This is a genomic window from Paraliobacillus sediminis (assembly GCF_003426055.1).
Genome location: NZ_QJSI01000001.1, coordinates 647,019 through 671,855, shown reverse-complemented (window position 1 = coordinate 671,855; position 24,837 = coordinate 647,019). Strand labels below are relative to the sequence as shown.

At 32.6% G+C, this 24,837-nt stretch carries 24 protein-coding genes; 3 read left to right on the top strand and 21 right to left on the bottom strand.

Annotated elements, in window-relative coordinates; all coding sequences use genetic code 11:
* The first annotated feature begins 197 nt into the window (after window positions 1-197).
* The 3 genes from D2K60_RS02980 to D2K60_RS02970 all read left to right on the top strand — a co-directional run bounded on the left by D2K60_RS02980 (window position 198) and on the right by D2K60_RS02970 (window position 1,334).
* The gene (locus D2K60_RS02980) at window positions 198-455 is read left to right on the top strand and encodes a helix-turn-helix domain-containing protein (protein ID WP_162880674.1); all 258 of its coding nucleotides are present in this window, start codon (window positions 198-200) and stop codon (window positions 453-455) included.
* Window positions 456-467: 12 nt separating this feature from the next.
* A complete protein-coding gene (locus tag D2K60_RS02975; protein ID WP_117168499.1) occupies window positions 468-944 on the top strand; it encodes a competence protein ComK in 477 nt (158 codons plus the stop codon).
* Window positions 945-1,022: 78 nt separating this feature from the next.
* Window positions 1,023-1,334 carry a hypothetical protein gene (locus D2K60_RS02970; RefSeq protein ID WP_117168498.1) on the top strand — a complete coding sequence of 104 codons (312 nt, stop codon included), beginning with the start codon at window positions 1,023-1,025 and terminating at the stop codon, window positions 1,332-1,334.
* Window positions 1,335-1,497: 163 nt separating this feature from the next.
* Here the strand turns inward: D2K60_RS02970 and D2K60_RS02965 are convergent, their stop codons facing one another.
* The 21 genes from D2K60_RS02965 to D2K60_RS02865 form a co-directional block, all read right to left on the bottom strand.
* Complete coding sequence (locus D2K60_RS02965; protein WP_117169089.1) at window positions 1,498-2,664, bottom strand: nucleotide sugar dehydrogenase; 1,167 nt, start codon at window positions 2,662-2,664, stop codon at window positions 1,498-1,500.
* Window positions 2,665-3,625: 961 nt separating this feature from the next.
* Window positions 3,626-3,739: a hypothetical protein gene (locus D2K60_RS21250; protein WP_420818809.1), complete on the bottom strand. Its 114-nt coding sequence runs from the start codon at window positions 3,737-3,739 to the stop codon at window positions 3,626-3,628.
* 82 nt (window positions 3,740-3,821) lie between these two features.
* Window positions 3,822-5,075 (bottom strand): lipopolysaccharide biosynthesis protein, encoded by a 1,254-nt coding sequence (locus D2K60_RS02955; RefSeq protein ID WP_117168496.1) that lies wholly within the window; start codon window positions 5,073-5,075, stop codon window positions 3,822-3,824.
* Window positions 5,076-5,105: 30 nt separating this feature from the next.
* Window positions 5,106-5,801, bottom strand: coding sequence for an acylneuraminate cytidylyltransferase family protein (locus D2K60_RS02950; protein ID WP_117168495.1), 696 nt, complete (start codon window positions 5,799-5,801; stop codon window positions 5,106-5,108).
* 3 nt (window positions 5,802-5,804) lie between these two features.
* Window positions 5,805-6,968 carry a UDP-N-acetylglucosamine 2-epimerase gene (gene neuC, locus D2K60_RS02945; protein ID WP_117168494.1) on the bottom strand — a complete coding sequence of 388 codons (1,164 nt, stop codon included), beginning with the start codon at window positions 6,966-6,968 and terminating at the stop codon, window positions 5,805-5,807.
* Window positions 6,965-7,957, bottom strand: a complete 993-nt coding sequence (gene neuB / locus D2K60_RS02940; RefSeq protein ID WP_117168493.1) for an N-acetylneuraminate synthase — start codon at window positions 7,955-7,957, stop codon at window positions 6,965-6,967. Before neuB ends, neuC begins: the two co-directional genes overlap by 4 nt.
* Window positions 7,954-8,598, bottom strand: coding sequence for an acetyltransferase (locus D2K60_RS02935; protein WP_117168492.1), 645 nt, complete (start codon window positions 8,596-8,598; stop codon window positions 7,954-7,956). Before D2K60_RS02935 ends, neuB begins: the two co-directional genes overlap by 4 nt.
* A complete protein-coding gene (locus D2K60_RS02930) occupies window positions 8,588-9,637 on the bottom strand; it encodes a sugar phosphate nucleotidyltransferase (protein ID WP_117168491.1) in 1,050 nt (349 codons plus the stop codon). The genes D2K60_RS02935 and D2K60_RS02930 overlap by 11 nt, the downstream gene beginning before the upstream one ends.
* 18 nt (window positions 9,638-9,655) lie before the next feature.
* On the bottom strand, window positions 9,656-10,831 hold the full coding sequence (locus tag D2K60_RS02925; protein WP_117168490.1) for a LegC family aminotransferase: 1,176 nt from the start codon (window positions 10,829-10,831) through the stop codon (window positions 9,656-9,658).
* Between the two features lie 11 nt (window positions 10,832-10,842).
* On the bottom strand, window positions 10,843-11,826 hold the full coding sequence (locus D2K60_RS02920) for an NAD-dependent 4,6-dehydratase LegB (protein WP_117168489.1): 984 nt from the start codon (window positions 11,824-11,826) through the stop codon (window positions 10,843-10,845).
* 165 nt (window positions 11,827-11,991) lie between these two features.
* Complete coding sequence (locus D2K60_RS02915) at window positions 11,992-13,110, bottom strand: glycosyltransferase (RefSeq protein ID WP_117168488.1); 1,119 nt, start codon at window positions 13,108-13,110, stop codon at window positions 11,992-11,994.
* A gap of 32 nt (window positions 13,111-13,142) precedes the next feature.
* Entirely contained in the window at window positions 13,143-14,486 is a 1,344-nt protein-coding gene (locus tag D2K60_RS02910) for a hypothetical protein (RefSeq protein WP_117168487.1), read from the bottom strand.
* Between the two features lie 30 nt (window positions 14,487-14,516).
* Window positions 14,517-15,884, bottom strand: coding sequence for a polysialyltransferase family glycosyltransferase (locus D2K60_RS02905; protein WP_117168486.1), 1,368 nt, complete (start codon window positions 15,882-15,884; stop codon window positions 14,517-14,519).
* Window positions 15,885-15,993: 109 nt separating this feature from the next.
* Window positions 15,994-16,767 (bottom strand): glycosyltransferase family 2 protein, encoded by a 774-nt coding sequence (locus D2K60_RS02900; RefSeq protein ID WP_117168485.1) that lies wholly within the window; start codon window positions 16,765-16,767, stop codon window positions 15,994-15,996.
* A 1-nt stretch (window position 16,768) separates the two neighbouring features.
* Complete coding sequence (locus D2K60_RS02895; RefSeq protein ID WP_117168484.1) at window positions 16,769-17,626, bottom strand: NAD-dependent epimerase/dehydratase family protein; 858 nt, start codon at window positions 17,624-17,626, stop codon at window positions 16,769-16,771.
* Complete coding sequence (locus D2K60_RS02890; protein ID WP_117168483.1) at window positions 17,626-18,261, bottom strand: sugar transferase; 636 nt, start codon at window positions 18,259-18,261, stop codon at window positions 17,626-17,628. Before D2K60_RS02890 ends, D2K60_RS02895 begins: the two co-directional genes overlap by 1 nt.
* 665 nt (window positions 18,262-18,926) lie before the next feature.
* Window positions 18,927-20,753, bottom strand: coding sequence for a polysaccharide biosynthesis protein (locus D2K60_RS02885; RefSeq protein ID WP_117168482.1), 1,827 nt, complete (start codon window positions 20,751-20,753; stop codon window positions 18,927-18,929).
* A 37-nt stretch (window positions 20,754-20,790) separates the two neighbouring features.
* Entirely contained in the window at window positions 20,791-21,678 is an 888-nt protein-coding gene (galU, locus tag D2K60_RS02880) for a UTP--glucose-1-phosphate uridylyltransferase GalU (RefSeq protein ID WP_117168481.1), read from the bottom strand.
* Between the two features lie 91 nt (window positions 21,679-21,769).
* Window positions 21,770-22,537, bottom strand: coding sequence for a tyrosine-protein phosphatase (locus tag D2K60_RS02875; RefSeq protein ID WP_117168480.1), 768 nt, complete (start codon window positions 22,535-22,537; stop codon window positions 21,770-21,772).
* Between the two features lie 447 nt (window positions 22,538-22,984).
* Window positions 22,985-23,749: a tyrosine-protein phosphatase gene (locus D2K60_RS02870; protein WP_117168479.1), complete on the bottom strand. Its 765-nt coding sequence runs from the start codon at window positions 23,747-23,749 to the stop codon at window positions 22,985-22,987.
* A 313-nt stretch (window positions 23,750-24,062) separates the two neighbouring features.
* Window positions 24,063-24,830 carry a tyrosine-protein phosphatase gene (locus D2K60_RS02865; protein WP_117168478.1) on the bottom strand — a complete coding sequence of 256 codons (768 nt, stop codon included), beginning with the start codon at window positions 24,828-24,830 and terminating at the stop codon, window positions 24,063-24,065.
* Window positions 24,831-24,837 lie beyond the last annotated feature (7 nt).

Here is a 24,837-nt window from a genome sequence, read left to right as displayed (position 1 = left end):
TGAAGAATTCATTTTTAGTAGCCAACGGACTCGCGTAAAACAAGATTATTCAGGAAGTGACAGGCATCCGAAACTAAACTCTACCACAGACTCAACAAAAAACTTCACCCGAATTACATATACTACCATAATTCCAACTATAGCTTATGTTACTCTGTTTTGCCTATATAGATAATGGGTTAAAAAGGGCGATTCTAATGAAAAATCGAAAGTTACTAGAGGAAGAATTGGGTAAGTATTTACGCTTGCGAAGAAAAGCACTTGATCTTAAACAAGCAACAGTAGCAGAAAAAGCTAGACTTAGTGATACTTATTTAAGTCAAATTGAAAATGGTATCAGTTCGCCTTCTTTCATAACATTATTAAAATTAGTTGAACCACTAAAAATTGATCTGGTTGATTTATACAAACAATTCAAACCACTCATCGACCAAATCAAAGAAAAGGCAGAGTAAACGATGCGATAGATTAATGACGCCTATCACATTACTCAAGATACGTTAGCTATCACCCCTGCAAAACAAATCGATTATACGACACGTATTATAGAAAAGAACCAAACTTTAATGACGCGACAAGCACCGCTAGCGATCATTAAAACCAATTGCCTAACTGGTGCTGCCTCCTATCAAGGAAGACGAAAAGCCGCAAGTCATCTTGTAGGCTATATCCATAAAGTACCGCTTCTCATCTATGAACGCACAAACATTTATGCGTTCCCGACACAATCACCTACTAATTATGCTTGTAGTTGGTTATTTGCCCAGCATATACTTAAAATAGTCCGACACCCTGATACCAATCAGTCAACGATCACCTTTCATAATGGTACTACACTGAACCTCGAAGAATCTACCTATCAGCTACGCACACAACTTAACCGTACGATACAACTACACTACGCGATCAAGCATCATAATTCACACCCTTTTGAAACTGTTTGAAAATTGACAAAAAAGACTCACCTTCAACAGAAGAAAATAGCTTAAAATAGGAATAACCTTAAAAAAGGAGGGAATCACATGACTAATTCAAATTTAAGCTTGATTATAGCAGACGACATTGCAGCGCATTCTTATTATGAAGGCATGTTACTTCATCCAACAAATCCAATACATGGCATGGCTGTCATGCGTAGTAATGCCAGTGACCTCATCTTAGACATTTACAAATTATCACTACACGATCAAACAGCCTATCACATCGATCACCATTTATTCCATCAAGAATTTGCAACAGAAATAGATGTACAAAGCTTTATACAGAAATTCTCTACATTTAAAGAAAGTGACTTTAACGCAATTATTCAGAACTACGATAAGCGCTATAACTAAAGTCTCACAAGCTAATTATAACAAGGAAGTAGCTAGTGCACACGGTTTTTAATTTAAATAAAAATTACTCCACGTATCAATAAGGATGCAAACTTTACATATGTAAGCGTCAAATAGATAACTAATAAGAAATATAAAAGATGCGCCACAAAGCACATCTTTATTAGTCCCTACTAAATAAATCTCTTGTATATACTTTATCTGCCACATCTTTAATTTCATCTGATAATCTATTTGCAACAATTACATCTGATAATTGTTTAAATTCATCAAAGTTCTTGATCACGCGAGAGTTATAGAATTCTGCTTCTTCAAGCGCTGGCTCAAAAACTACAACTTCAATTCCTTTTGCTTTGATGCGTTTCATTACACCTTGGATAGCAGACTGTCTAAAGTTATCAGAATCCATCTTCATGGTTAAGCGATAAATGCCAACAACTTTTGGATTCTTAGCAACGATACTAGCTGCAACGTGATCTTTTCTTGTTCTGTTAGCATCGACAATTGCTCCCATGATATTATTTGGTACATCTTCATAGTTTGCTAGTAACTGTTTTGTATCTTTAGGTAAACAGTAACCACCATAACCAAAGGAAGGATTGTTATAGTGTGATCCTATACGTGGATCAAGACCTACACCTTCAATAATCTGTTTTGTATTTAATTCTCTAACTTCTCCATAAGAATCCAACTCATTAAAGAAAGCAACACGCATAGCTAAATATGTATTGGCAAATAGTTTAATAGCTTCTGCCTCTGTAGAATCTGTTAACAATACGTCAATATTTTCTTTCAAAGCACCTTGGACTAATAGATCAGCAAATGTCTGTCCACGTTCTGATTGTTCTCCGACAATAATACGGGATGGATATAGGTTATCATACAATGCCTTACCTTCACGTAAAAATTCTGGAGAGAAGATAATATTAGTCGTGTTAAACTTCTTACGAATCTCAGCTGTATACCCAACTGGAACAGTTGATTTAACAACCATCGTTGTGTCTGGATTAATCTTTAACACATCTTGCATCACATTTTCAACGGTACTAGTATCAAAATAATTCCGTTCTGCGTCATAGTTTGTTGGCGTAGAAATAATAACAAATTCAGCATCTCGATAAGCCATTTCCTTATCCAATGTAGCCGTTAGATTCAACTTCTTTGTTTCTAGATATTCTTCAATTTTATCATCAATAATTGGTGACTTTTTATTATTGATCATCGCCACTTTCTCTTCCATAATATCAAGTGCTATAACTTCATTACGCTGTGCTAATAGGATAGCATTAGATAAACCAACATAACCTGTACCTGCCACTGCAATTTTCAACTCTTTCACCATCTCTCTTTATTTATAAATTCCTTATATATGATTTAATTCACTCTTCATTAGCTGCATAACTTCTTCTAAACTTGCTCCGCCATTTTCCTTTTGATATATCGTCTAACAGTTCCTTCAGTTTTCTGTTTGTAAACCCGAGTTCAACTTATATCCTCTTTCTCTAACTTTCGTAAAGTCTCTTTCTACTCTTAATTACCAAACATACCTTTATTATATCTACTTCTGCTAAGTTCTTTTCAAATGTATCACATAATAACAAATCGTCATTTTATTATCTAAGGTATTTTGAAAAAAAATCCATAATAGTCTTCGACATATATGAGTCTATTAACTTTTACCATAGCATATGTCGCCTTTACATCACCAGCTTACATTGTTGAAAATTCTATCTTTACTTCCATTCCTAGATGTTTTTTCCAACGTTTGAATAAAGTCCACTAATTTTTATGGATATTTATCCCAATTTAATAAACCTTATATACTCAATAACTAGACCATAGATTTGGATGTTCATGATCACATTCAGGATTGGCTTTCGGTTGATGATCGAGCAAACGAACAATTCCATCAACTATATCATCGATATATAAAGTCACGCATTATTCCACCAATGTTAAACAAAAGAGAAGTAAGCCATTTCCGATCGACCAATCAACAGTAAAAAAGTGTAATCCAGTAGTCGGATTGTTATACAAATGACGGGGTATGTGCCATTAATTCATTTAATTTCTTCGTTGCTTCATCTTCATATAAACTGACTGGATGATTAACTTCATCAAGATTGAAAAATGGTACCTTCACACTCGTACCGTATACATAACCAGATAAGTATAAATTAAATTAGATACTTCACATCGATGTGACAAACGGTTCCCAAATAATTAACAAAATTTTTCAAATTAAAGTCTACATAAGCTTGCAGATTCTCTGTATTATAACGCAAGCCAGATTAAGCTCTTAAATTTATTACAACACCAACTTTATGATCCTCAAAGATCTCTTTTATATTAACCAAACCAATAACATGATGCCCCACATATAATAGTCTTTTAGATAGGTACATGCCTATAAAACCAACCGCACCAGTTACCAGGATATTCTCCACCAAATTCAAAAAACTTTTATTAATCTTAGTAACTCTTAACTTAAATATTCTCTTCTCTATTTTTAAGGCTAGCTCGATAAATCAGGACCATTCTAGTAATCTCTGCTAAGATTGTTGAAATTATAGCACCAAAAATTCCAACTATGGGGATAAAAGTGAAGTTAACAACTATATTAACTATGGCGGCTACAGTACTACTAGAAGCAATAAGTCTAGTCTTTTTGTTATAAAATAACTTTGCTACTGGTATAAAGTAAAACCCTTTTATCATTTCACCAATAATTAACAATGGGATAAGCCAAATTGCGCTATTATATGCATCACTTGAAAGTAACGTCGCTCCTACCATAGCAATAGGTATAGATAATATACCAAAAAATAAAATTATACAGCTGAATATTTTTAATAATCGATTAGCTTCTCTTATTTTACTATCTACTCTAAGTTTAGTGTATCTAGGAACTAAGGCATTATTAATACTTGTATAAAACAAAGCTAAAATTGCTGATATTTGAGCCGCTAAAGCATAGATACCGATATCGTCAAGACTCACGAACTTTTCTAAAATTATTCTGTCCGAAGATTTAATAATCCACCCGCTTGCGACATGTGGCAATAAAGGTAAACTGAAAATCAAACTGGAATTTATGTACTTTATATTAAATGATATTTTCAAATACTTAAGTTGCTTTATAATTAAATATACTACTACAATTCCTGTTACAATAACTTGCGAGAGAAGGGCACTTTCGGCACCTAATCCTCGCTCTATTATAAAGTAGATACTCAGAAGCATAATTATAAATGCTTTTACTATATTTATTATCACAAAAGAAGCTGCTTTCTCTTGTGCTCTTAAAAGCGCCAGAGGAAGTGCTAGAATAGCACTAACCCATGATAATATAACCATGTAAAAATAATAAGGTTTAATTGGTATATCTCCAAATAGTATGGAGCCTATTTGTTCATTAAATAGAAGTAGCAATGCAGCAGCAACAGTAGAAAATATAATTACAAAAGTAAAAATTGTTCCTAAATATTCTTTTTGTTTTTTTTCATTATCAAGATAATCATAGTAAAATCTTGTGACCGCTCCATGTAGGGATAATAACAAAAACACTTGAAACATTCCTACAAGAGATTGGATCGTTGTCATTATTCCATATTCAGCAGGTACTAAGTAATTAGTATAAATAGGTAGCATGATAAATCCGATTATGGGTGTCATCATACCACCTATAGTGTATAAAATTGAATTTTTAAAGAACTTACTTTTCTTAAGTTTTGATAACATTATATTAGAATCCCTCTTGGTTAATTTATACTATTTGATTCTACTACTTTGAAGAATTAACTCAGCTAACTTGAAATCTAGGTCGGTATCAATATCAATTGATTTACCATTATCCATCACGTAAGCAAAACTCTTCTCACTATATAATGATAGTCTTTCTGTTAGATAATTATTTTTAATGATATAAATTGCACCATTAATACGATAATGGATTGGTAATTCTTGTCTTCTTTTTTGAATTAATCCCTCGTTTATAAATCCATTCATTGATAAGTCATGCGACAATACATTAGACAAAAGTGGTGAATGATCAACTTCACAAACTGAAATGATTGCCTGAGCATCTTTTTCTTTCATAAGATCAAAAGCTCTCTTGATATCTTCTGAATCTCGTAAAGGAGACGTTGGCTGAAGTAGTGCGATTGTATCAAAGCTTATGCCTTTTTTAGAATATTGACTTAGAACATCATAGACAACATCCCAAGATGAGGCATTATCTGATGACAGCTCCCCACTTCTATAAAACGGTACTTTTGCACCTGCATTCTTAGAAATTTCTGCGTAATCCTCTGAATCAGTTGAAACCATAATCTCATCAAATTTATTTGATTGGATTGCCGCATTGATTGTATAAGTTAGAAGTGGTTTACCATTTAAAGGTTTAATATTTTTATCAATTAAACCTTTTGAACCACTTCTTGCAGGTATAATAGCTAGACAACGCATGTCTCAACCTCCATTATCATAAAATTGTTTTTTTAAATCAATATGATCATTTTGAATAAATTCCTTAATAACCTCAATCACCTTATTTGAAGTATTTCCATCTCCATATGGATTTATCGTTAATTTTGCTATATCTTTAAATGCATCACTTAAAGCTAATTCCATAGATTTTTTAATCTCATACTTAATAGGGAGACAGTTAATAACACTTGTTGATTGAATTCTTCCCTTTTGACGATCACCTATATTAATGGTAGGAATTCCAAAGGAAGGCGCTTCTAATAAACCACTAGAAGAGTTACCAATTACACAAGAAGCATAATTCATTCCACTTAAATACCTTGTGAGGCCTAAAGATGCAAAGGCAACCGCATGAGAATGTCCTTTAACGTATCGATCAATCATCTGATTTATCACACGACCATTAGCATCCGCGTTTGCTTTTGTGAAGATGAACTTCATGTTCGGATACATTTCACATACGTCTAGTAAAGCTTGGAATTGATTCTCTGCCTGTTCATTTTCTAAGGTAACTGGGTGAAATGTAACCATGCAATATGGCGTATCCAAATCAAAATCTATTGAAGTTGAGAGCTCTTCCAGAGAGATAAATTTCTGTTTAAGAATATTTTCAACACCCAAACCTCCAACGGTATATACTCGATCAGGATGTTCACCGAGTTGAATAACTCGTTTACGATATTCATCTGTACTTGTGAAATGCAAATAACTTAGCTTTGTAATCGCATGACGAATTGATTCATCAATAGCGCCTTCAGTTACTTCCCCACCATATAAATGTACTATAGGAATTCGCTCATTCATGGCTGTTGTGCAAACTGCAAGTGTCTCATACCGATCGCCTAAAACAATAAGAAGGTCAGGAATTGAATTAGAAAAGTATTCAGCAAAACTAATCATAGCAAGACCCATTGATTTCGATATCGAAGAAGGCGTATCTGCACTGACTAAAATTTCAATTTTTTTATCTATTATAAAACCATCATTTTCTATATCTTGATAAGTTAAACCAAATTCAGGTGATAAGTGAGCACCTGTAACAACAATACTTAATTCGAAGAAAGAGTCTTCTTTTAAAACTTGAAGTAATGGCTTTAATAAACCATATTCTGCTCTAGTAGCCGTTAAGACACAAACTTTTTTCATTGTTCAATCAACTCATCTTCCTCAAAATTTCTTATTGCTTTCTTACCTATTACTTCAAACCACTTCATTGGACTTATACCATTTCCTGGTCGTTTTACGGTTAAATTCTCATCACTAAACTTCTCACCATTTTGAATCTTTCTTTTTGCTACTATACTTTTTCTTGCTACTGACATATTTTTTCTCTCAGAGATTGATGGTACTTTATCCCCTGTTCCAATCGCTACTTCAATATGGCGTATTCCTTGAATCATTGCTTTTAGTTCATCTGGTTCAAGACTAGCACGATGATCTGGTCCTTCCATACTTCGGTCAAGTGTGAAATGCTTCTCAATAATGGTCGCTCCCAATGCAACTGCAGCAACTGGAATTTCAATTCCCTCAGTATGATCAGAGTAACCAATTGGTACATTAAATTTCTTATGCATCGTATCCATTGCTCTTAAATTGACTTCGTTATACGGTGTGGGATACTCAGTTGTGCAATGTAAAATTGTGATATCTTGAGCTCCATGCTCTAACAATACATCCATTGAAGCTTGAACATCTTCAATCGTACCCATTCCAGTAGATAGAATAATAGGTTTTTTAAAAGAGGCAACTTTCACCAGATATGGAAGATTTGTCATTTCACCAGAAGGTACTTTCCAAATTTCCATTCCTAGTTCTTGAAGAAAATCAACACTATCAGAATCAAATCCTGTAGAAAGAAACATAATCCCTTTCGAATCGCAATATCTGCGAAGTTCTTTAAAAGAGCTAAAAGATAATTCCAATTTTTCAAGCATTTCCAACTGACTTTCAGATGCGTCTTCACTTGTTTGGTAATTAGCTTTCTTAGCACTTTTTGAAGCCAGATTTTTCGAAATAAATGTTTGAAATTTAATACAATCTGCTCCTGATTCCTTTGCCTTATCTACTAGTTTTTTTGCGATTTCAAGACTACCATTATGATTCACACCTGCTTCTGCTATAACAAAAACACTCATCTTAAATTAACCTCCCTACATGGATTACCATAAGCTATGACATTAGATGAAATATCTTTTAAAACTATACTACCCATTCCTATAATTGTGTTGGAACCAACACAAACTTGTTGTTTGAAAACACTATTTGCTCCAAGATGTGTATAATTTCCAACCAAAACTTCTCCAGCTAAGACACTACCTGGGGCTACATGAACAAATTCACCAATATTACAATCATGTTCAATTGTCACTGCAGAGTTAATTATTACTCCAGTTTTTATTTTAGTCCCTGCATTAATAATCGTTTGTTTCCCTATAAAGATTCCGTCTGCTAAATCTGAATAAGGACTAACTGTAGCAGTAGGATCAACTATATTCGGAAGTGTAAATCCTTGTTTTTTAAGAGAATTAGCTATTTTAATTCGGAGTGTTGGATCACCAACACTTCCAACTGTGATAAAGGCTTCTTTAAATCCTTTTTCATAGAGTGAAGGCAAATCCTCATCTGAACCTATAACAGGTGTTTCTAAAATGGTTCGCCCAATATGTTCTTTTATATCAATAATCCCAATAGAATCATACTTTTTCAATCGATAAAGGCTGTCCAAAACAGACTTACAGTGACCACCACCGCCTATCAGCAAAAGTTTACGATTCATTTTTCTCTAATCTTTTACGCATTTTTTCCATTTCATCTAATTGCCCCATATCAAGCCAAGCTTGCTCACTAATTGGAAAGACGCCAATTTTTTCACCATTTTGTTGATATTTTTCGATAATATCTGGAAATCCGATTGATTTATTCTCTTCTAATTCTTCAATTACTTTAGCTTCAACAATATACATACCTGTATTTGTAAAGAAGGAAAACTCAGGCTTTTCCTTCATCGATTCTATTTCACCATTATCACCAATCTCAACAACGCCATATGGAATCTTAATATTTTTCAGCGAACAAACCATTGTGACTAAATTCCCCTCTTTTTTATGATAGTTATAGATTTTCTCATAATCTTCTTCTATCAAAATATCACAATTTGTTAATACAAAAGTTGAGTTAATTTTTCCTTTAAGTAGACTTAACCCTCCTCCTGTTCCAAGTGGTTCATTTTCGTCAGCATAATAAACATTATAATCTCGATCAATTTCATTAAAATATGCTTTAATCATATTTTTTTTATGATTAACTATTAGATGGAAATCTTTACTACCTTCTTCATGAAATCGATTAATAATATGCTCAGCAATAGGAATATCACCGATAGGAATAAGTGGTTTAGGTAATATACGTGTATAAGGATAAAGGCGAGTTCCAAATCCACCAGCCATTATTACAACTGGTAATTGAAGGGTCTTTTTTTTCTTCACTTCAGAATCATTCCAAAGTACTACAGACACAAGATCACCTTGTTCTGTTAATATCGGCAAAGCCTCAATAGAAAGTTCTAACATTTTTTCATGAGAAGACGACTTTTCATTTTCATAAATGAATTTAGGGTCATAATTAGCAATATCTTTTACTTGGGCATCAAGATTGCCTTTTTTTAATATCCAACGGCGAATATCACCATCAGTAATAGCAGCAACAAATTTATCATCTCGTTCTACAAATAGAACCTTCTTAGCTACTTTATCTAACAATGCCATAGCTTCTAGCATTGTGGCATGTTCATTAATTAAAAAGTCTTTTACCTCCATCTATCTTGTTCACCCCTTTTATATTGAATAATTAAACTCTGTTAGACACTCAGTTATATAATCGACATCTTCAGTATTTAAATTCGAGCTACATGGAAGATTCACAACTTGATTTAAATACTTATTTGCTTGTACAATTTGGTGAGCATAATTTTTATGATAGGGAGTTTGTTGATGAATAAGATCCCATATTGGTCGTGCTTGAACACCCTTTTCTGCTAAACTTTCAATCAATTTATGACGTTTTAGGCCAAAGGTTTCATTTATAAAAATTGCATAAAACCAGTGATTTGGTCGCGTCCCTTCTCTAAACGGCAACAAATCTAAACCTGGTATATTTTCTAACTCATGTTTATAGTGCTGATAATTTTCAGTTTTCGTTTTAATAAATGCTTCTAACTGTTCCAACTGGGCTAGCCCTAATGCTGCTTGTAAATTCGTCATACGGTAGTTATAGCCAATTTCATCATGTACATAATAAAGTGGATCACTCTTTGCCTGAGTTGTTAAATGACGAGCCCTACTGAGCACATTCATATCGTTAGAAACTATCATACCGCCGCCACCAGTTGTCATGATCTTGTTACCATTGAATGAATATACACCAATCGAACCAATCGAACCAGCATACTTATCTTTATAACGACCTGAAGTATAGTAAGTACCTATTGCTTCAGTAGCGTCCTCAATGACTGGTAATTGATAATCGTTAGCAACATCCATAAGGGCCTCCATATCAGCCATATTACCAAAGACATGCACAACAACAATAGCCTTTATTGGCTTTTCCGTAACTTTATTCTTTAGAACCCCATTTTTAAACTCACAAGAATTCGCAAAGAACTCTTTTAGCTTGATAGGATCTATACATAGAGAATTATCACAGTCCATAAACACAGGATCAGCATGACAATACTTCACTGGATTAACAGCGGCAATAAAGGTTAATGTAGGAACAATCACCTCGTCTCCATTTTCTACGCCCATAAGTTTTAATGCTATATGTAGCCCCGATGAACCATTTTGGACAGCTACCGCACCCTTAGTTTTAACGTATTCTGAAATCTTCTCCTCGAACTGTTGTATATATGGTCCAGCTGTAGATACCCATTCAGTTTCGATTGCTTCCGTAACATATTTCAGTTCATTTCCTCGTAAACTTGGTACAGAAAGAGGAATAAATCGTTGACTCATTCGATTTCCTCCTAAATGTTATAAATATCAGTTTTGTATTTATCTAAGTTATGTTTAAAAAACTCAATTGTCTCAGATATCCCTTGTTCAAAGGTATATTGTGGTTCCCAGTTAGTTAGACGTTTAATTTTTTCGTTTGATCCAAGCAAACGATTAACTTCACTATTTTCTGGGCGAAGACGCTGCTCATCACAAATAATACGGGCATTTGGATTAATTTGACGAATTAATTCCTCAGCAAGTTGTCCAATTGATATTTCATCCTGGGTTGCAATATTAATCTCTTCACCAATTGTATTTTTAGCTTTGGCGATTTCTACAAAACCATTTGCCGTATCTTTTACAAAGTTAAAATCGCGTGTTGGTGTCAGGGAGCCTAACTCTATCTCTTCCTTTCCTGCCAGTAGCTGTGTGATAATTGTCGGAATAACAGCTCTCGCAGATTGACGTGGACCAAATGTATTAAATGGCCTTACAATGCTAATTGGCATATCAAAGCTACGATAGAATGATTCTGCTAAACGATCTGCACCGATTTTTGTTGCAGAATAAGGTGACTGACCTTGGAATGGATGCTTTTCATCTATAGGTACATATTGAGCCGTTCCATATACTTCAGATGTTGAGGTCATTAATAACCTCGAAGTTCCAAGTTCACGTCCAGCTTGTAAAACATTTAATGTCCCCTTAATGTTCGTGTCCACATATGTATCTGGAGAATGATAGCTAAACGGAATTGCAATAAGAGCAGCTAAGTGATAAACATCATCGATACCTTTCATAGCTTCTTTGACACCATTCGGATCACGAATATCACCAGTGAAAACCTCAACTTCGCTTATTGTTTCTTTAGAAATGCTGTCTAACCACCCCCATGTATTAAATGAATTATAGTAAGTAAAAGCCTTTACTTTGTGACCTTGTTTTACTAATTCCTCTGTTAAATGAGAACCGATAAATCCATCAGCTCCTGTAACTAAAACGTTTTTTTTCATTACTCCTCAACCTCCAGTTTAATAATATTACCTTTTTATAAAATCTTCTTCTTTATCCACTTCAATTAATTCAAATCTGCAACCATCATGATGTCATTCATAAAGTCTTTCATTTATTCGATTTCTTGCTAATTATATATTGTTTTACAACAAGTTAAATAACCCTTACCTTAATATTCGCTTATAAAAATTAATAAGCTTTTTCGCTTCATTCTCCCAATTCAACTCATATAGAACCGCATTTCTACCATTTTCGGCCATTTCCATACCCTTAACCGGATTATTCATTAAATATCTAATAGCATCTTTAATTTGTTCACTATCATTATATTCCACAACTATTCCACACCGATATTTTTCAATAAATTCTCTCCATATAGGAAAATCAGATACAATTATGGGTATACCGGCTAACATATACTCAAAAAATTTTGTTAGTTCTTTTTTTGCATAATGTTCTGTCGGTGGAAATATTGCTAGACCGGCCAACCAATTATTTTGATAATATTCTTTGTCAATTTCTTTGCGTGGAATGTACGAATCGATTCCTTTAATTTTTATTCTATTTGAATTACTAGATAAATAATTAATCTTATCGGCTACAGTTGAAGAACATTTACCGACATAGTAGACTTCTATTTCATCTAACAACTCAGGAATTTTAGCATGAATAAAAGCACCTCTATCTTCTGTTACATTACCAGTATATAGAATTTTTTTACTAGTATGAGAGTATGAGTATTCAAGTGGTGTAAATGATATTAATGGATAATTTAGAATTTCTATTCCTTTCGTGTGCTTTTCTTTATAATATTTTTCAGCAATTATTAAATTGTTTTTTCTTATAAGAAAATTCTCAATGTATGAAAAGACTTTCGCAATAATCTTCCTTAAAGGTTTAAAAATATATTTTTTTTGTAAAATGCTTGTATAATAATCTTCGTGCATATCATAAATTACTTTAGCGCCTGTTTTTCTTAAGAATGGTGTAATTATAAGTAATTCAGGATCATGAATGTGATAGATATCTGATTTTAAATTCTTAGCAACTTTGTATGCATCATACAAACCTTGAATTATGCGATGAAATCTATTTTTATATTTTCTTAATTGAAAGTGTTTAATTTTATTCTCGTAAAATACTGATTTATCGATATTTTTAAAGTGACTAGTTATAAGACTAACATCAAATCCAGCATCTGCCATATATACACATTGTTTATAAAATATTCTAGTATCTAGTGGATGGTGAACAGTTGTTATATGCGCTACTTTCTTATCCATAATAAAACCAACAACCTTTTTTAATATATTTACTACTTTTTATAGTGTATTTTCATATTTCCGACATCAATTAAAAATAAATATAATAATATTACAAAGTAAAAAGATGGGTTAAAGATAATTGGAATTGAAAAGATTGAAAAAACTGAACTTACTAATGCCAAAGAATAAAAAGAACAAATAAAGATATAAATAGACAAGTTTATTCTTCTAGCCATTAATGTAGATTTTTCGAATTTTGTAGAATTAAATAACACTGCATCTAATAATCCATATGCTATGACAAAAACAAAGAAAATTGGAATAGAGTACCACGAAAAAGCATAGTATAGTTTCGCTAATGACATTCCTCCAGTAGTCCCAGTCCCCCCTTGAGTAGAGTATTGTGAATATAAACTTTGATACGCCCATTCACTTACATCAACATATTTATAATTAAAGAAATCACCTACAAAAGGCATAGGAATACCATTCCAATGTAAAAATCCATTCTGTCTAACATATTCTATTTGATAATAAGTAGCAGAGGATTGTCCGAAAATTCTATTCAATGGAACGCTAATCACATCTTTAAGACTATTAATTGAAGCACCCATAAATATTGCATACATAATTGTAATTGCTATTATTCCTATTATGAAGTTTCTGATTATTATTTTAATTGAAAACTTTTTATTAATTAAACTTGTTAATGCTATCGCTATTATTACGTACATCAAAGGTGCTTTTTCAAGGGTAAAGGTAAACGAGTATAATACAAAAAATGAAAGCATTATAGTAAAAATCTTTCTATTTGTACTCATTCTTTTCCTATCATTAAATTCTAGAATAAAAAAAACAAATAATATCAACAATAATATTTGAATAATATTTCTCCAGTATCTAAAGATAAAAGGTAAATTAACATTTTCTCCTAATAGATGTGTACTTTGCAACCTTAGCATATTAGCGTTAAATATATCTTGGGGGTTTGCAATTAAATAATTTAAAGGTATCGTAGGTAACCATAGAAAGTAACCTACTGCGTATATAACAATAAATAATAGTACAATTTTCAATCTGATTTTCGAACTTTTAAATTCTCTCGTTTGAATATAAATATTTTTACCTATAAGGTTCCCTATTATTAATCCTACAGGTATAAGTACAGTATAAAACAAATACAATGAATATACTTCTATATCAAAACCATTATTATATCTAGGTGCTATAAGATTGCCAGAAGCAATTTCATAGCCTGGAATGCTTATAAATGTAACCGAAAAAAAGTATAAAATATTAGAATAACGAAACAAATTAAAATTGAATAATTTTATAAAAAATAAATAAAATAACACTGAAAATATTAACACAAAATAATATACTAATTCATACATTTGAATTCCTCTTTCACACCAGTATTAAATTCAAGTAAAGAAAATTTGATTTTTAAAATCACTATAAACTTCCTTATTGCTATTACCTGAAAGTAATGATTTAAATTCCTCAATATTACTTACTTTGTGTACGAATTTATTAGAAATTAAATCCTCCATATATTCTATTCCTGGTAAATTAATTAAAATTGTTTTACAATCGAATACTAATCCTTCATATAATGCAGTTGAATACACACCTACTTGGTATTCCGATTCTGAAAAGTAACTATATAATTCTTTTTTTTCATTAATAATCACATTGAAGTTCTTTAAAGCTATATTATGGTTGATAAATTTATATTTCGCTTCATCTTCTCCTGGATGTAGTTTAAATAGGACGTTATATTCTTTACACTCACTTGCGACTTTATATGCAAATTCAATAAGTTCTCTACCAATAGTTCCCTGAGAAATGAAAAGGATTTGTTTCTTTTTATTATTAGAATTATAGTTTTTTATTTTATTATTTAAGTAAGGAAATCCTCTAACTTGTATATTATTTTTGTGTATTGGAAAGCTGATTGTTTTTTTCCAATACTCACCAAATAATAACAACTTATTTGGAAAGTATTCAATATACCCACTAAAAAAAGGGAAATTATATCCTAAATGATATTTATTTATAACGCCATGTTGAATTTCAACAGTTTCTATATTATCTGCTTTCGCAGCGGCAATTAAAGCTCCTTTCCGATAAGAAACAACAAGATATATCTTTTGGGGTTTTCTTTTCTTAAATAATTTATTATAATAATTATATTCTATTTTATATTTCTTAACTCCAGCAATAATAAAATCTTTCAACTTTACTTTTACCTTTAAATACTTTTCTATGTTTCTTTCAACTTTCTCTATAAGTAGTACATCGCTATCATTTAATTTACATTTAGTAAAAGGCCTTTTTACTTTTATACTTAGCTTAAGCGAATCTAAATACCTTCTATTTTTCTCGTGTTTATTGTAATGACTTCCTAAATAGTCACTTTCAATAACATTCACTTGCTCATCATCCATCTCTTTTAATAGATCATCTGTATAGATATCTAAATACTTCTCGCCATCCTTAACTTTCCTTGGATGATCAAATACTAAAATTTTTTTTTCGTATCTATCTTTAAATGGGCTTTTATATAAGGAGTTCATTAAAAATAGTGGAAGCAAACGAATCTTTCGAGATAATTTTGTTTTTGAATGTGCTTGTTCATATAAACCCACTTTTTGACTTAAAATCATAAAGATTTCAAATCTTAGTAATTGCCATATTTTAACGTTTTCAATTTCCCAATTGAGTAAATCCTCTTCTTTTTCAATATTCCATATTGTCTCGCATACTTGCTTTATTGATATACTATTCACAGAATCCCCCATTTCTTAAATGTATTTTTATACTATCGTATCTACTATACTATAAATCTTCTATTAGCAAACACCTTCCTAATAATGCGTGTAGAAATCTGTTTCATTTTTATCTCAATTTAAAAATAGTAAAAATAACCCAATATAATATTAGATAACACGATTTCACGATTGATAAATGTTCTATTTCGCGATACACTTTCCAGTGATAGCCTACTAGTCCTCCTTTTTTACTTGATAAGGAACCTATTCTTATTCGATGACTTCCTAAAGGTTCTTCTATACCGTATAGGTTTTTAGCCTTTTTTATAGCTTGTAACCACATCACATAATCGTTTCTTTTCTTAATATTAGGTATCTTAAATTTCCCTAAAGCTTGAGCATTATAGATTACTGTAGAATTTCCCGGGTTTCTTTTTAAAACACCATCGTAATCACTCTTAATTTTTGCTTTGATTTTACGGTTTAGATCATTTCCATTTTTATCAATCTTTGTATAACTAGTGCACGTAAAGTCGTATTTATTCTGTTTCATAAAATTAATCTGTTTGGAAAGTTTGTCATGAAACCACACATCATCACTATCAAGGAAAGCAATATATTTTCCTTTTGCTAAATTTACGGCTTCATTTCTTGCTACTGCAGCACCCGAATTGGTATTTAATTTATTATATTTAATTCGCGGTTCTCTCGACATATATGCCTTAACTAATTTTGCAGTGTTATCCGTTGAACAGTCATCAACAACAATTACTTCCCAGTTTTGATATATTTGAGAGATTACTGAATCAAGAGCTACTTCTATAAAATCTCCACAATTATATGCAGGCATTACTATAGAAACCATATCTTCTTCTACTCTCGTATTTTTCTCCTTACTCATACTATCTTCTCTCCAGTTCAGTTGCTAATATGCTCTCTTTCAAATCCATAACCTGATAATCATCTATACTTTCACTTATATTTTTCTCATAAGTCAAATCTCCAAACACTTTATTAACAATATCAAACTTGAAACTCAAAAGTTTTAGAATAGGGTTGATAACTTTCGTAAACTTAACATTTTTATTGTGAGTTTTTGCTATCTGCTTGACCATCTCTGCAGTACACACATACTCTTCATTCTGTGGGAAGAATATACCTGATCTACTTTCATCAATCAATTGTTTTACAAATTCACTCAAATTGTCTATATATAACATACTTCGCTTATTGTCAACTTTAGGGAAAATTGGTGTTCTTAGTGCTAACCTTGTTAACCTTGAATAATTACCTTTACATCCTTTACCATATATCATTGGTGGACGAAGTATTGCAATATTAAATTGACCATCACCCAAAGGCCTTATTAATTGCTCTGCTTCAAACTTGGATTTACTGTAATTAGTTTTAGGATTTATAGAAGTATTTCTATAAATTACACCATTATCAATGCCATAAATACTCATCGAGCTTAGAAGTATGAATTGTTCAACTCCCTCTATTTTTGCCTTCTTTGCTACTTTAAAAGCTAAATCACGATTCACTTTGTAATAAAGAGCTCTATTTTTCTTTGTTTCCTTTTGATGAGCTATCCCTGCAACGTGATACACAACATCGTATGCAGAAAAGTCTCTTTCCTTCCACAAGTCGTTTCTTAGACTAATAACATCGATTGAATATGAATCAGTTTTTTCCCCTAACCAAGTCTCTAGACTATTTCCTATATAGCTATTAGATCCTGTTATCAGTATTTTCTTCATTAAAAATTACTCTCCTTACTACTAGTAACTTCTTCTTTGATCTCTGAAACTCCCGTTCCACCTTCAACTACCCCATCATTCTTCAAAACACTTTTGATCGTACCAAAAAAACACTTAACATCCATTTTAAGTCCGATATTTTCAACATATACTCCGTCTAATTTGGATTTCATTTTAATAGGTAACTCATCTCTCCCATTGATCTGTGCCCAACCTGTTAACCCGGTTGGAACATCATTCGCGCCATATTTGTCACGTTCTTCAATAAGATCATATTGATTCCATAAAGCTGGTCTTGGACCAATAATGCTCATTTCACCCTTTAGAATATTTATAATTTGCGGTAGCTCGTCTAAACTTGTCTTTCTAAGAAATTTCCCGCTCTTTGTAATAAATGCATTCGGATCTTGTAAAAGATGAGTGGGCATATCTTTTGGTGTATCTGTTCTCATCGTTCTGAATTTTAATATATAGAAGTACTTTTTATTTATACCTACTCTTTTTTGTTTAAAAAATACGGGTCCTTTTGAGTCGAATTTTATTATAACTGCAAGAAAAAGAAAAATCGGCCATAAAACAATCATCGCTAAAAAGGATAGACTGAAATCAGTTAATCTTTTTATTTTCAAATACATTTCTGAAACACTCCTTAGAATTTAGTTAGTCCTTAATGCTTAATTGGAGACTCAAATTTCCCAACAAACTACTTAACCACTAACTACTTATTCTGTTCATCCCGAAAAGTCTATTCAATCTATCAAGTAAATATGAAATGGATATCCTTTTCCAAATCACCTATTACTATGTTCTATTTCTTCAAACTAAAAACCTGTTATATTAATGTTTTTCACTTATAAACCCTCTAAAATTTACCCTTTTATCATCTCGTATTATCAAAAAGCAAAAATACATACCCTCTATATAATATTGATCTATAATACCTTTCTCATTTCTTAATGCTTCTTAATGTTCGAATAATCTTTTTTTTAGTTCGAAAAAGTAAAGTAAAACAGTTATTAGATAACAATATCTTCACTCACTGAACTAAACTATTTGATATATGGGATACCATTGTAACCTTTGTCTTATTCTCTGTTCGCACTTATGTAGTTATTGAATTATAAAGACGGAGTACCTCCATTGTTATTGTCTTCAAGTATTTCATTATCAGAAGTCAATTTACATTGATATTGCTATAATCACCATAGATTGTTACTGTTTTTTAATATTTGCATTAAGGTAATACGTAAACCTTTCAAATGATGCAAACTTCTATCTTACTATCTCATAATTAAATGAATTATCCCTCAACAGCCTTCAATTCTTTCTCGGCATAAACAATCGCCATCAACGCTTCTTTTACTTCTTCTTTCGTATAGGCTTCAAATTGTGCAATTAAGTCTACTACTCTATCCATCTCTGCAGCTATTGTTCTGCCAACATAGATTTTCTCGTATACTTCTCCAGGAAGAATTTCGTTATCATCTAGTAATTCTTCATACATTTTTTCGCCTGGTCGGATACCAGAGAATTCAATTGGTATTTCATCTTCTGTGTAACCAGATAGTTTAATCAAGTTTTTCGCAAGATCAACGATTTTAACAGGTTCACCCATGTCTAGCACAAAAATTTCTCCACCTTTTGCTAATGTTCCAGCTTGTATTACAAGACGTGATGCTTCTGGTATGGTCATAAAGTAACGCGTCATATCTGGATGCGTTACTGTAATTGGCCCACCTTTTTCAATTTGTTTTTTGAATAGTGGGATAACACTTCCGCGGCTACCTAATACATTGCCAAATCGTACTGCAACAAATTTTGTTTTGCTTTGTTTTGCTAAGTTCTGTACAACCATCTCAGCTAAACGTTTTGTGGCACCCATTACGTTCGTTGGATTAACCGATTTATCTGTTGAGACTAATACAAATGTATCAACCCCATACGTATCGCATGCTTCTGTAACGTTTTTGGTGCCAATCACATTATTTTTAATCGCTTCATGTGGATTATATTCCATTAATGGTACATGTTTATGTGCCGCTGCATGATAGACCATCGTCGGATGATATTTTTCAACGATTTCAAATATGCGTTTACGATCTTGCACATCACCAATAATCGGGATAATTTCTGTATCCTTATTTTGAAAAGTTCCACGTAACTCCATATCAATCGAGTAAATACTAAATTCACCGTGACCAACAAGTAGTATTTTACCTGGATTAAATACCATTAGTTGTCGACAAATCTCAGAACCTATTGACCCACCTGCACCAGTAATCATAACGGTCTGGCCTGTAACAAATTCAGAAATGGTACCAATATCTAGCTTAACTGGTGCGCGACCTAGTACATCTTCCACATCAACATTGCGTAGTGCACTTACAGAAACACGACCACTTGCTAAGTCTTCAATTTTAGGAAGCATCTGCACTCTAGCATTGGTCTGGTTGCACATGGTGACAACTTTGGTCAATTCACCATTACGTAAGGAAGGAATCGCAAGCACTATATGGTCAATTTTCATTTTTTCTACTAACTGAGGGATATCTTTCGTATAGCCTTCCACTGAAATTCCATATAGTTGCATTTTATGCTTGCTACTATCATCATCAACAAAAGCAACTGGATTAAGATCTGTATTCTGTGGTTCGTTTTTCAGTTGCCTAGCAATCATCGCCCCTGCTGCACCTGCTCCTACTATTAATGTGCGTTTTTGATTACGATTTGCAATTATAAATCGATCACGGAAAACGCGCCAAAAAAAACGTGAACCGCCAATGAAAATGATATGAAGCATCCACGTGATAACAAAAGCACGTCGATATATTGTAAAATCGTTTGTTAAAAGTTGAATAATTGCTGTTGATACGATCGATAATGTTATTGCTTTAACAATAGAAATTAGTTCTCCAACACTAGCATATGACCAAACTTTATGGTAAAGCTTATAAAGCATGGCATAAAGATGATGAAAAAATAATAATGAAATCGAACTGATTATTATCGTATCCATCGACCAAACATCGCTCGATGGATAGACAAGCCATGATGCAACGAAAATCGCTGTCGCAACAATAATGGAATCGAGTATTATTAGAAACGTCATCCTCTTTCGATAGGACATGGGGAAATTACCTTCTTTCTATACTGATACTTTTTGTTTATTTAGAAGTTTCTTTCATTTCACCAACAATTTTCAGAAGCAATTGTTTTACATCCATGCCAATTTCTTTATCTTGTAGAGCATATTCAATTGTTGTTTGAATAAAGCCCAACTTTTCTCCAACATCATGACGACGCCCTTCGAAATCATATGCATATACTTTTTGAATTTCATTTAACATTTGGATAGCATCAGTTAACTGAATTTCTCCACCAGCACCTACTTGTTGACGGTCTAAGAAACGAAAAATTTCAGGTGTGAAGATATAACGACCCATAATTGCTAAGTTCGATGGGGAAGTACCTTTTACTGGTTTCTCCACAAAATTATTCACCTGATAACGTCTACCGGTTTGTTTACTAGGATCGACAATACCATAACGATGTGTTTGATCATCTGCTACTTGTTGCACACCAATTACTGATGATTGAGTATCTTCATATTCATTAATTAACTGTTTTAGACATGGCACATCGCTTTGAACGATGTCATCTCCAAGAAGCACAGCAAATGGTTCATCTCCAATAAATTTACGCGCACACCAGACAGCATGCCCTAAACCTTTTGGTTCTTTTTGACGAATATAGTGAATATCCGCAAGATTAGAAGAATGGCGTACCTTGTGTAACAGATCCAGTTTCCCTTTTTCTTCCAAGTTACGTTCAAGCTCAGGTGAATTATCAAAATGATCTTCAATTGCTCGTTTACCTTTACCAGAAACAATAATAATATCTTCAATACCTGAAGCAACCGCTTCTTCGACGATATACTGAATCGTTGGTTTATCAACAATTGGCAACATTTCTTTTGGCATTGCTTTCGTAACTGGCAAGAAGCGTGTTCCTAAGCCTGCTGCTGGTATAATTGCTTTTCTTACTTTTTTCATTATTGACTCTCCCTTACTGTGTTCTACCATTCATTATTGACTCTCCCTTACTGTGTTCTACCATTCATTATTTTTCGAATCTACTATTTTCTTAAAAAAGACCCATAAATTTTTTCTTTTTAATTCGTTCTGGTTCATGACCAATTACTGTTTCGTTCTCAACAATATATTGTGCATTTTCCATAAAGTAATACAGCATCGCATGACCAAATGTATCTTTGATCACCGTATTTGCTTCTTGATTACAGAACCCACGCGTCGTTATGTTATGCGCATCTGATGCAATAAAATGAGTTAAATTCGCTTCGATTAGATCTTGGCTAAAACCTTTAATCTTTTTCCCAAACTTGCCTGCCACGCTTGCTGCGGTAACTTGGGTTAATGCGCCATTTCGAACCATTTCAAATAATAGATTGGGATGTTCCATAATCGCTTTGTTACGTTCTGGGTGCACAATAATTGGTTTTAAATCATGCACTTGTAAATCAAATAAAAGTTGATTGGTAAAGCGCGGTACAGAATTGGAAGGGAGTTCGACAAATATATAGTCGCTCGTTTGATTTAAGGGAAGTAATTTTCCAAGATCATAGTCCTCAACCATTTCGCCATAAATACGTGTTTCTTGGCCAGGTAAAACAGTTAATGGTACGTCTTCTGCTTCTAATCTAGCATTTACAAGCTCAACAAGAGGTAGAATCGTTGATTTGGTATTGTTGTAGCTACCATTCTTATGGTGCGGCGTAGCAATAATGGTATCGATACCTTGTGCAACAGCAGCTTTTGCCATTGCGACACTATCTTCCAAATGTTTCGCCCCATCATCGATATTCGGTAATATATGACAATGAATGTCGATCATAATGCTCCAACCTCTTTCTATTATATAAATTAGTAAATTAACATTCTAAAAACAATGTTATCAGTATAACAGTCGATTTATGAAAATGAAACAAGGTTTATAACATTTATCTGAAAAATGATTGTCGTAATTTGCGCCTTTTTAACTATACTCTTAGCTTACTTGACTCAGATAGTAAGTATATCGATCTATTTTTCTAAATCAATTATATAACAGATCATTTTCTCACTTCTCTTTACGTCAAGTATACAGTATTTTAATAGTAATAATAACTCTTTCCCAATAATTAACTCTGTTAATTTTCGTTTACATTTGATGTTATATAATAAAATAAATCAAATAAAAATACCTTCACCTTATAAGGAGAAAGTATTTCAATTACTATAGCAATTATTTTTTTTGTTGTGTCCGAATGAATGTTTACATCTATTTACTGCTTCAGCACCGTTATTTATTTAAAAAATCTAATCGTTTCTTTTTTATCCTTACTGGTTCTTCTATAATAATTGCCTCCCCTTTTGTAAGAGACAAGGCGTTTTCAAAGAATAAATAGGTCATCTCGTTCCCAAAATGTTTCCGTATTTTTCTTACTGCTGCTTGGTACGAATAAGACGAGGCATGACTCGCTTCTGAACCAATAAAATGTGCTAATCCCGCTTGGATTATTTCCAGCGTGAATTTCTGAACTTTTCTTGAATTTTTTCCAACAATACTATCTGTTGCTATTTGAATAAGTGCCCCTTGTTTTACTAATTCATATAACAGGTCGGGATCTTCTCTTATAAAAGGATTCATTTCTGGATGCGCAATGATAGGCTTATACCCTTTTATTTGCAAATTAAAAATAAGTTGCATCATGTAAGAAGGAATATGATTGCTTGGCAAGTCCATTAACAAATATCCTTGCGTTTCATTTATCGTAAGCAGGTGATCCTTCTCTAAGCTATCGATAAATTCTCCATATACTCGTATTTCTTGTCCAGGTAAGACTGTTACGGCAACTTCTTCTTCCTCAAGTCGCTGATTAAGTATAACTACTTGTTGGATAATCTGTTGTTTAAAATTATGGTATTTCCCATTCATATGTTTTGGTGTCGCGACTATTGTATCGATACCTTGCGCTAAAGCAGTTTTAGCAATCGATACACTCTCTTGCATATGCTTGGATCCATTATCTATTCCAGGTAAAATGTGACAGTTAATATCAATCATATAAACATCTCCTATCTCAGTTTATCTTGATTTTCACTTAGATTAGCACACTATAGCGTGTCAACCGATTTGAAGCTTTGTCACTTTTTTATAGTGCTGACTTAAATTCACAAAGTATATGATGTCTTTTCTGTGCCTTTAAGAGTCTTGCTACCACCCTCTATTAGTTTTATCAGACTATCTCAAGAAATACGTATAACGAAAGTGATAGATTGTAAATTTCTCTTTACAATGTATATGCAAAAACAAAAGATTCTAAACCAATTTGGCTTAGAATCTTTTAAATGGATCGAATTTCACACTATAGAAGTGTTTAGGTCTTTCTAAATATACCCAATCCTTTTTTCTTAATACGTAATGGTTGGTCTGCTATTACTTCATTGCCATCTATTAAACTATTCGCGTTTTCAATAAAGAAAAAAGTCCTTTCTTCACCAAATTGTTTGGTTATTTTCGTTATTGCATCTCGAAAGATATAATTTCTAGATGACCGAACTTCTGAACCAATAAAATGCGCAAGATTTGATTCAATCAGTTGGAACGCAAATTTTTGAACTTTTTTTGATTGTTTACCGACAACGCTAGCGCTTGCTAACTGGGTTAGCGCACCCTTCTTGACTAAATTATATAAAAGATCTGGATCTTCTCTAATAAAGGAATTTATTTCTGGATGTGAAATAATTGGTTTATAGCCCTTAATTTGCAAATCGTAAAACAGTTGCGTTATATAGGACGGAAAATGGTCTTTCGGTAATTCAATTAATACATATTCTGTTGTTTCATTTAAAGTAAGAAGGTGTTCTTTCTCGAAGTTAGTAAGCATATCACCATAGATACGAATTTCTTGTCCTGGTAAGACAGTTAAAGCTATTCGCTCTTCTTGTAGTCTTTGGTTGAGGATGTTTACTTGCTCAATAATCTCTTCTTTAAAATTATCATAATTTTCGTCCTTATATTTTGGTGTTGCAATAATGGTATCTATTCCTTGGTCTACAGCAGCCTTTGCGATTGCTATACTTTCTTGCGTATGTTTCGTTCCTCCGTCAACGCCAGGCAAAATATAACCATGCATATCTATCATAATACTC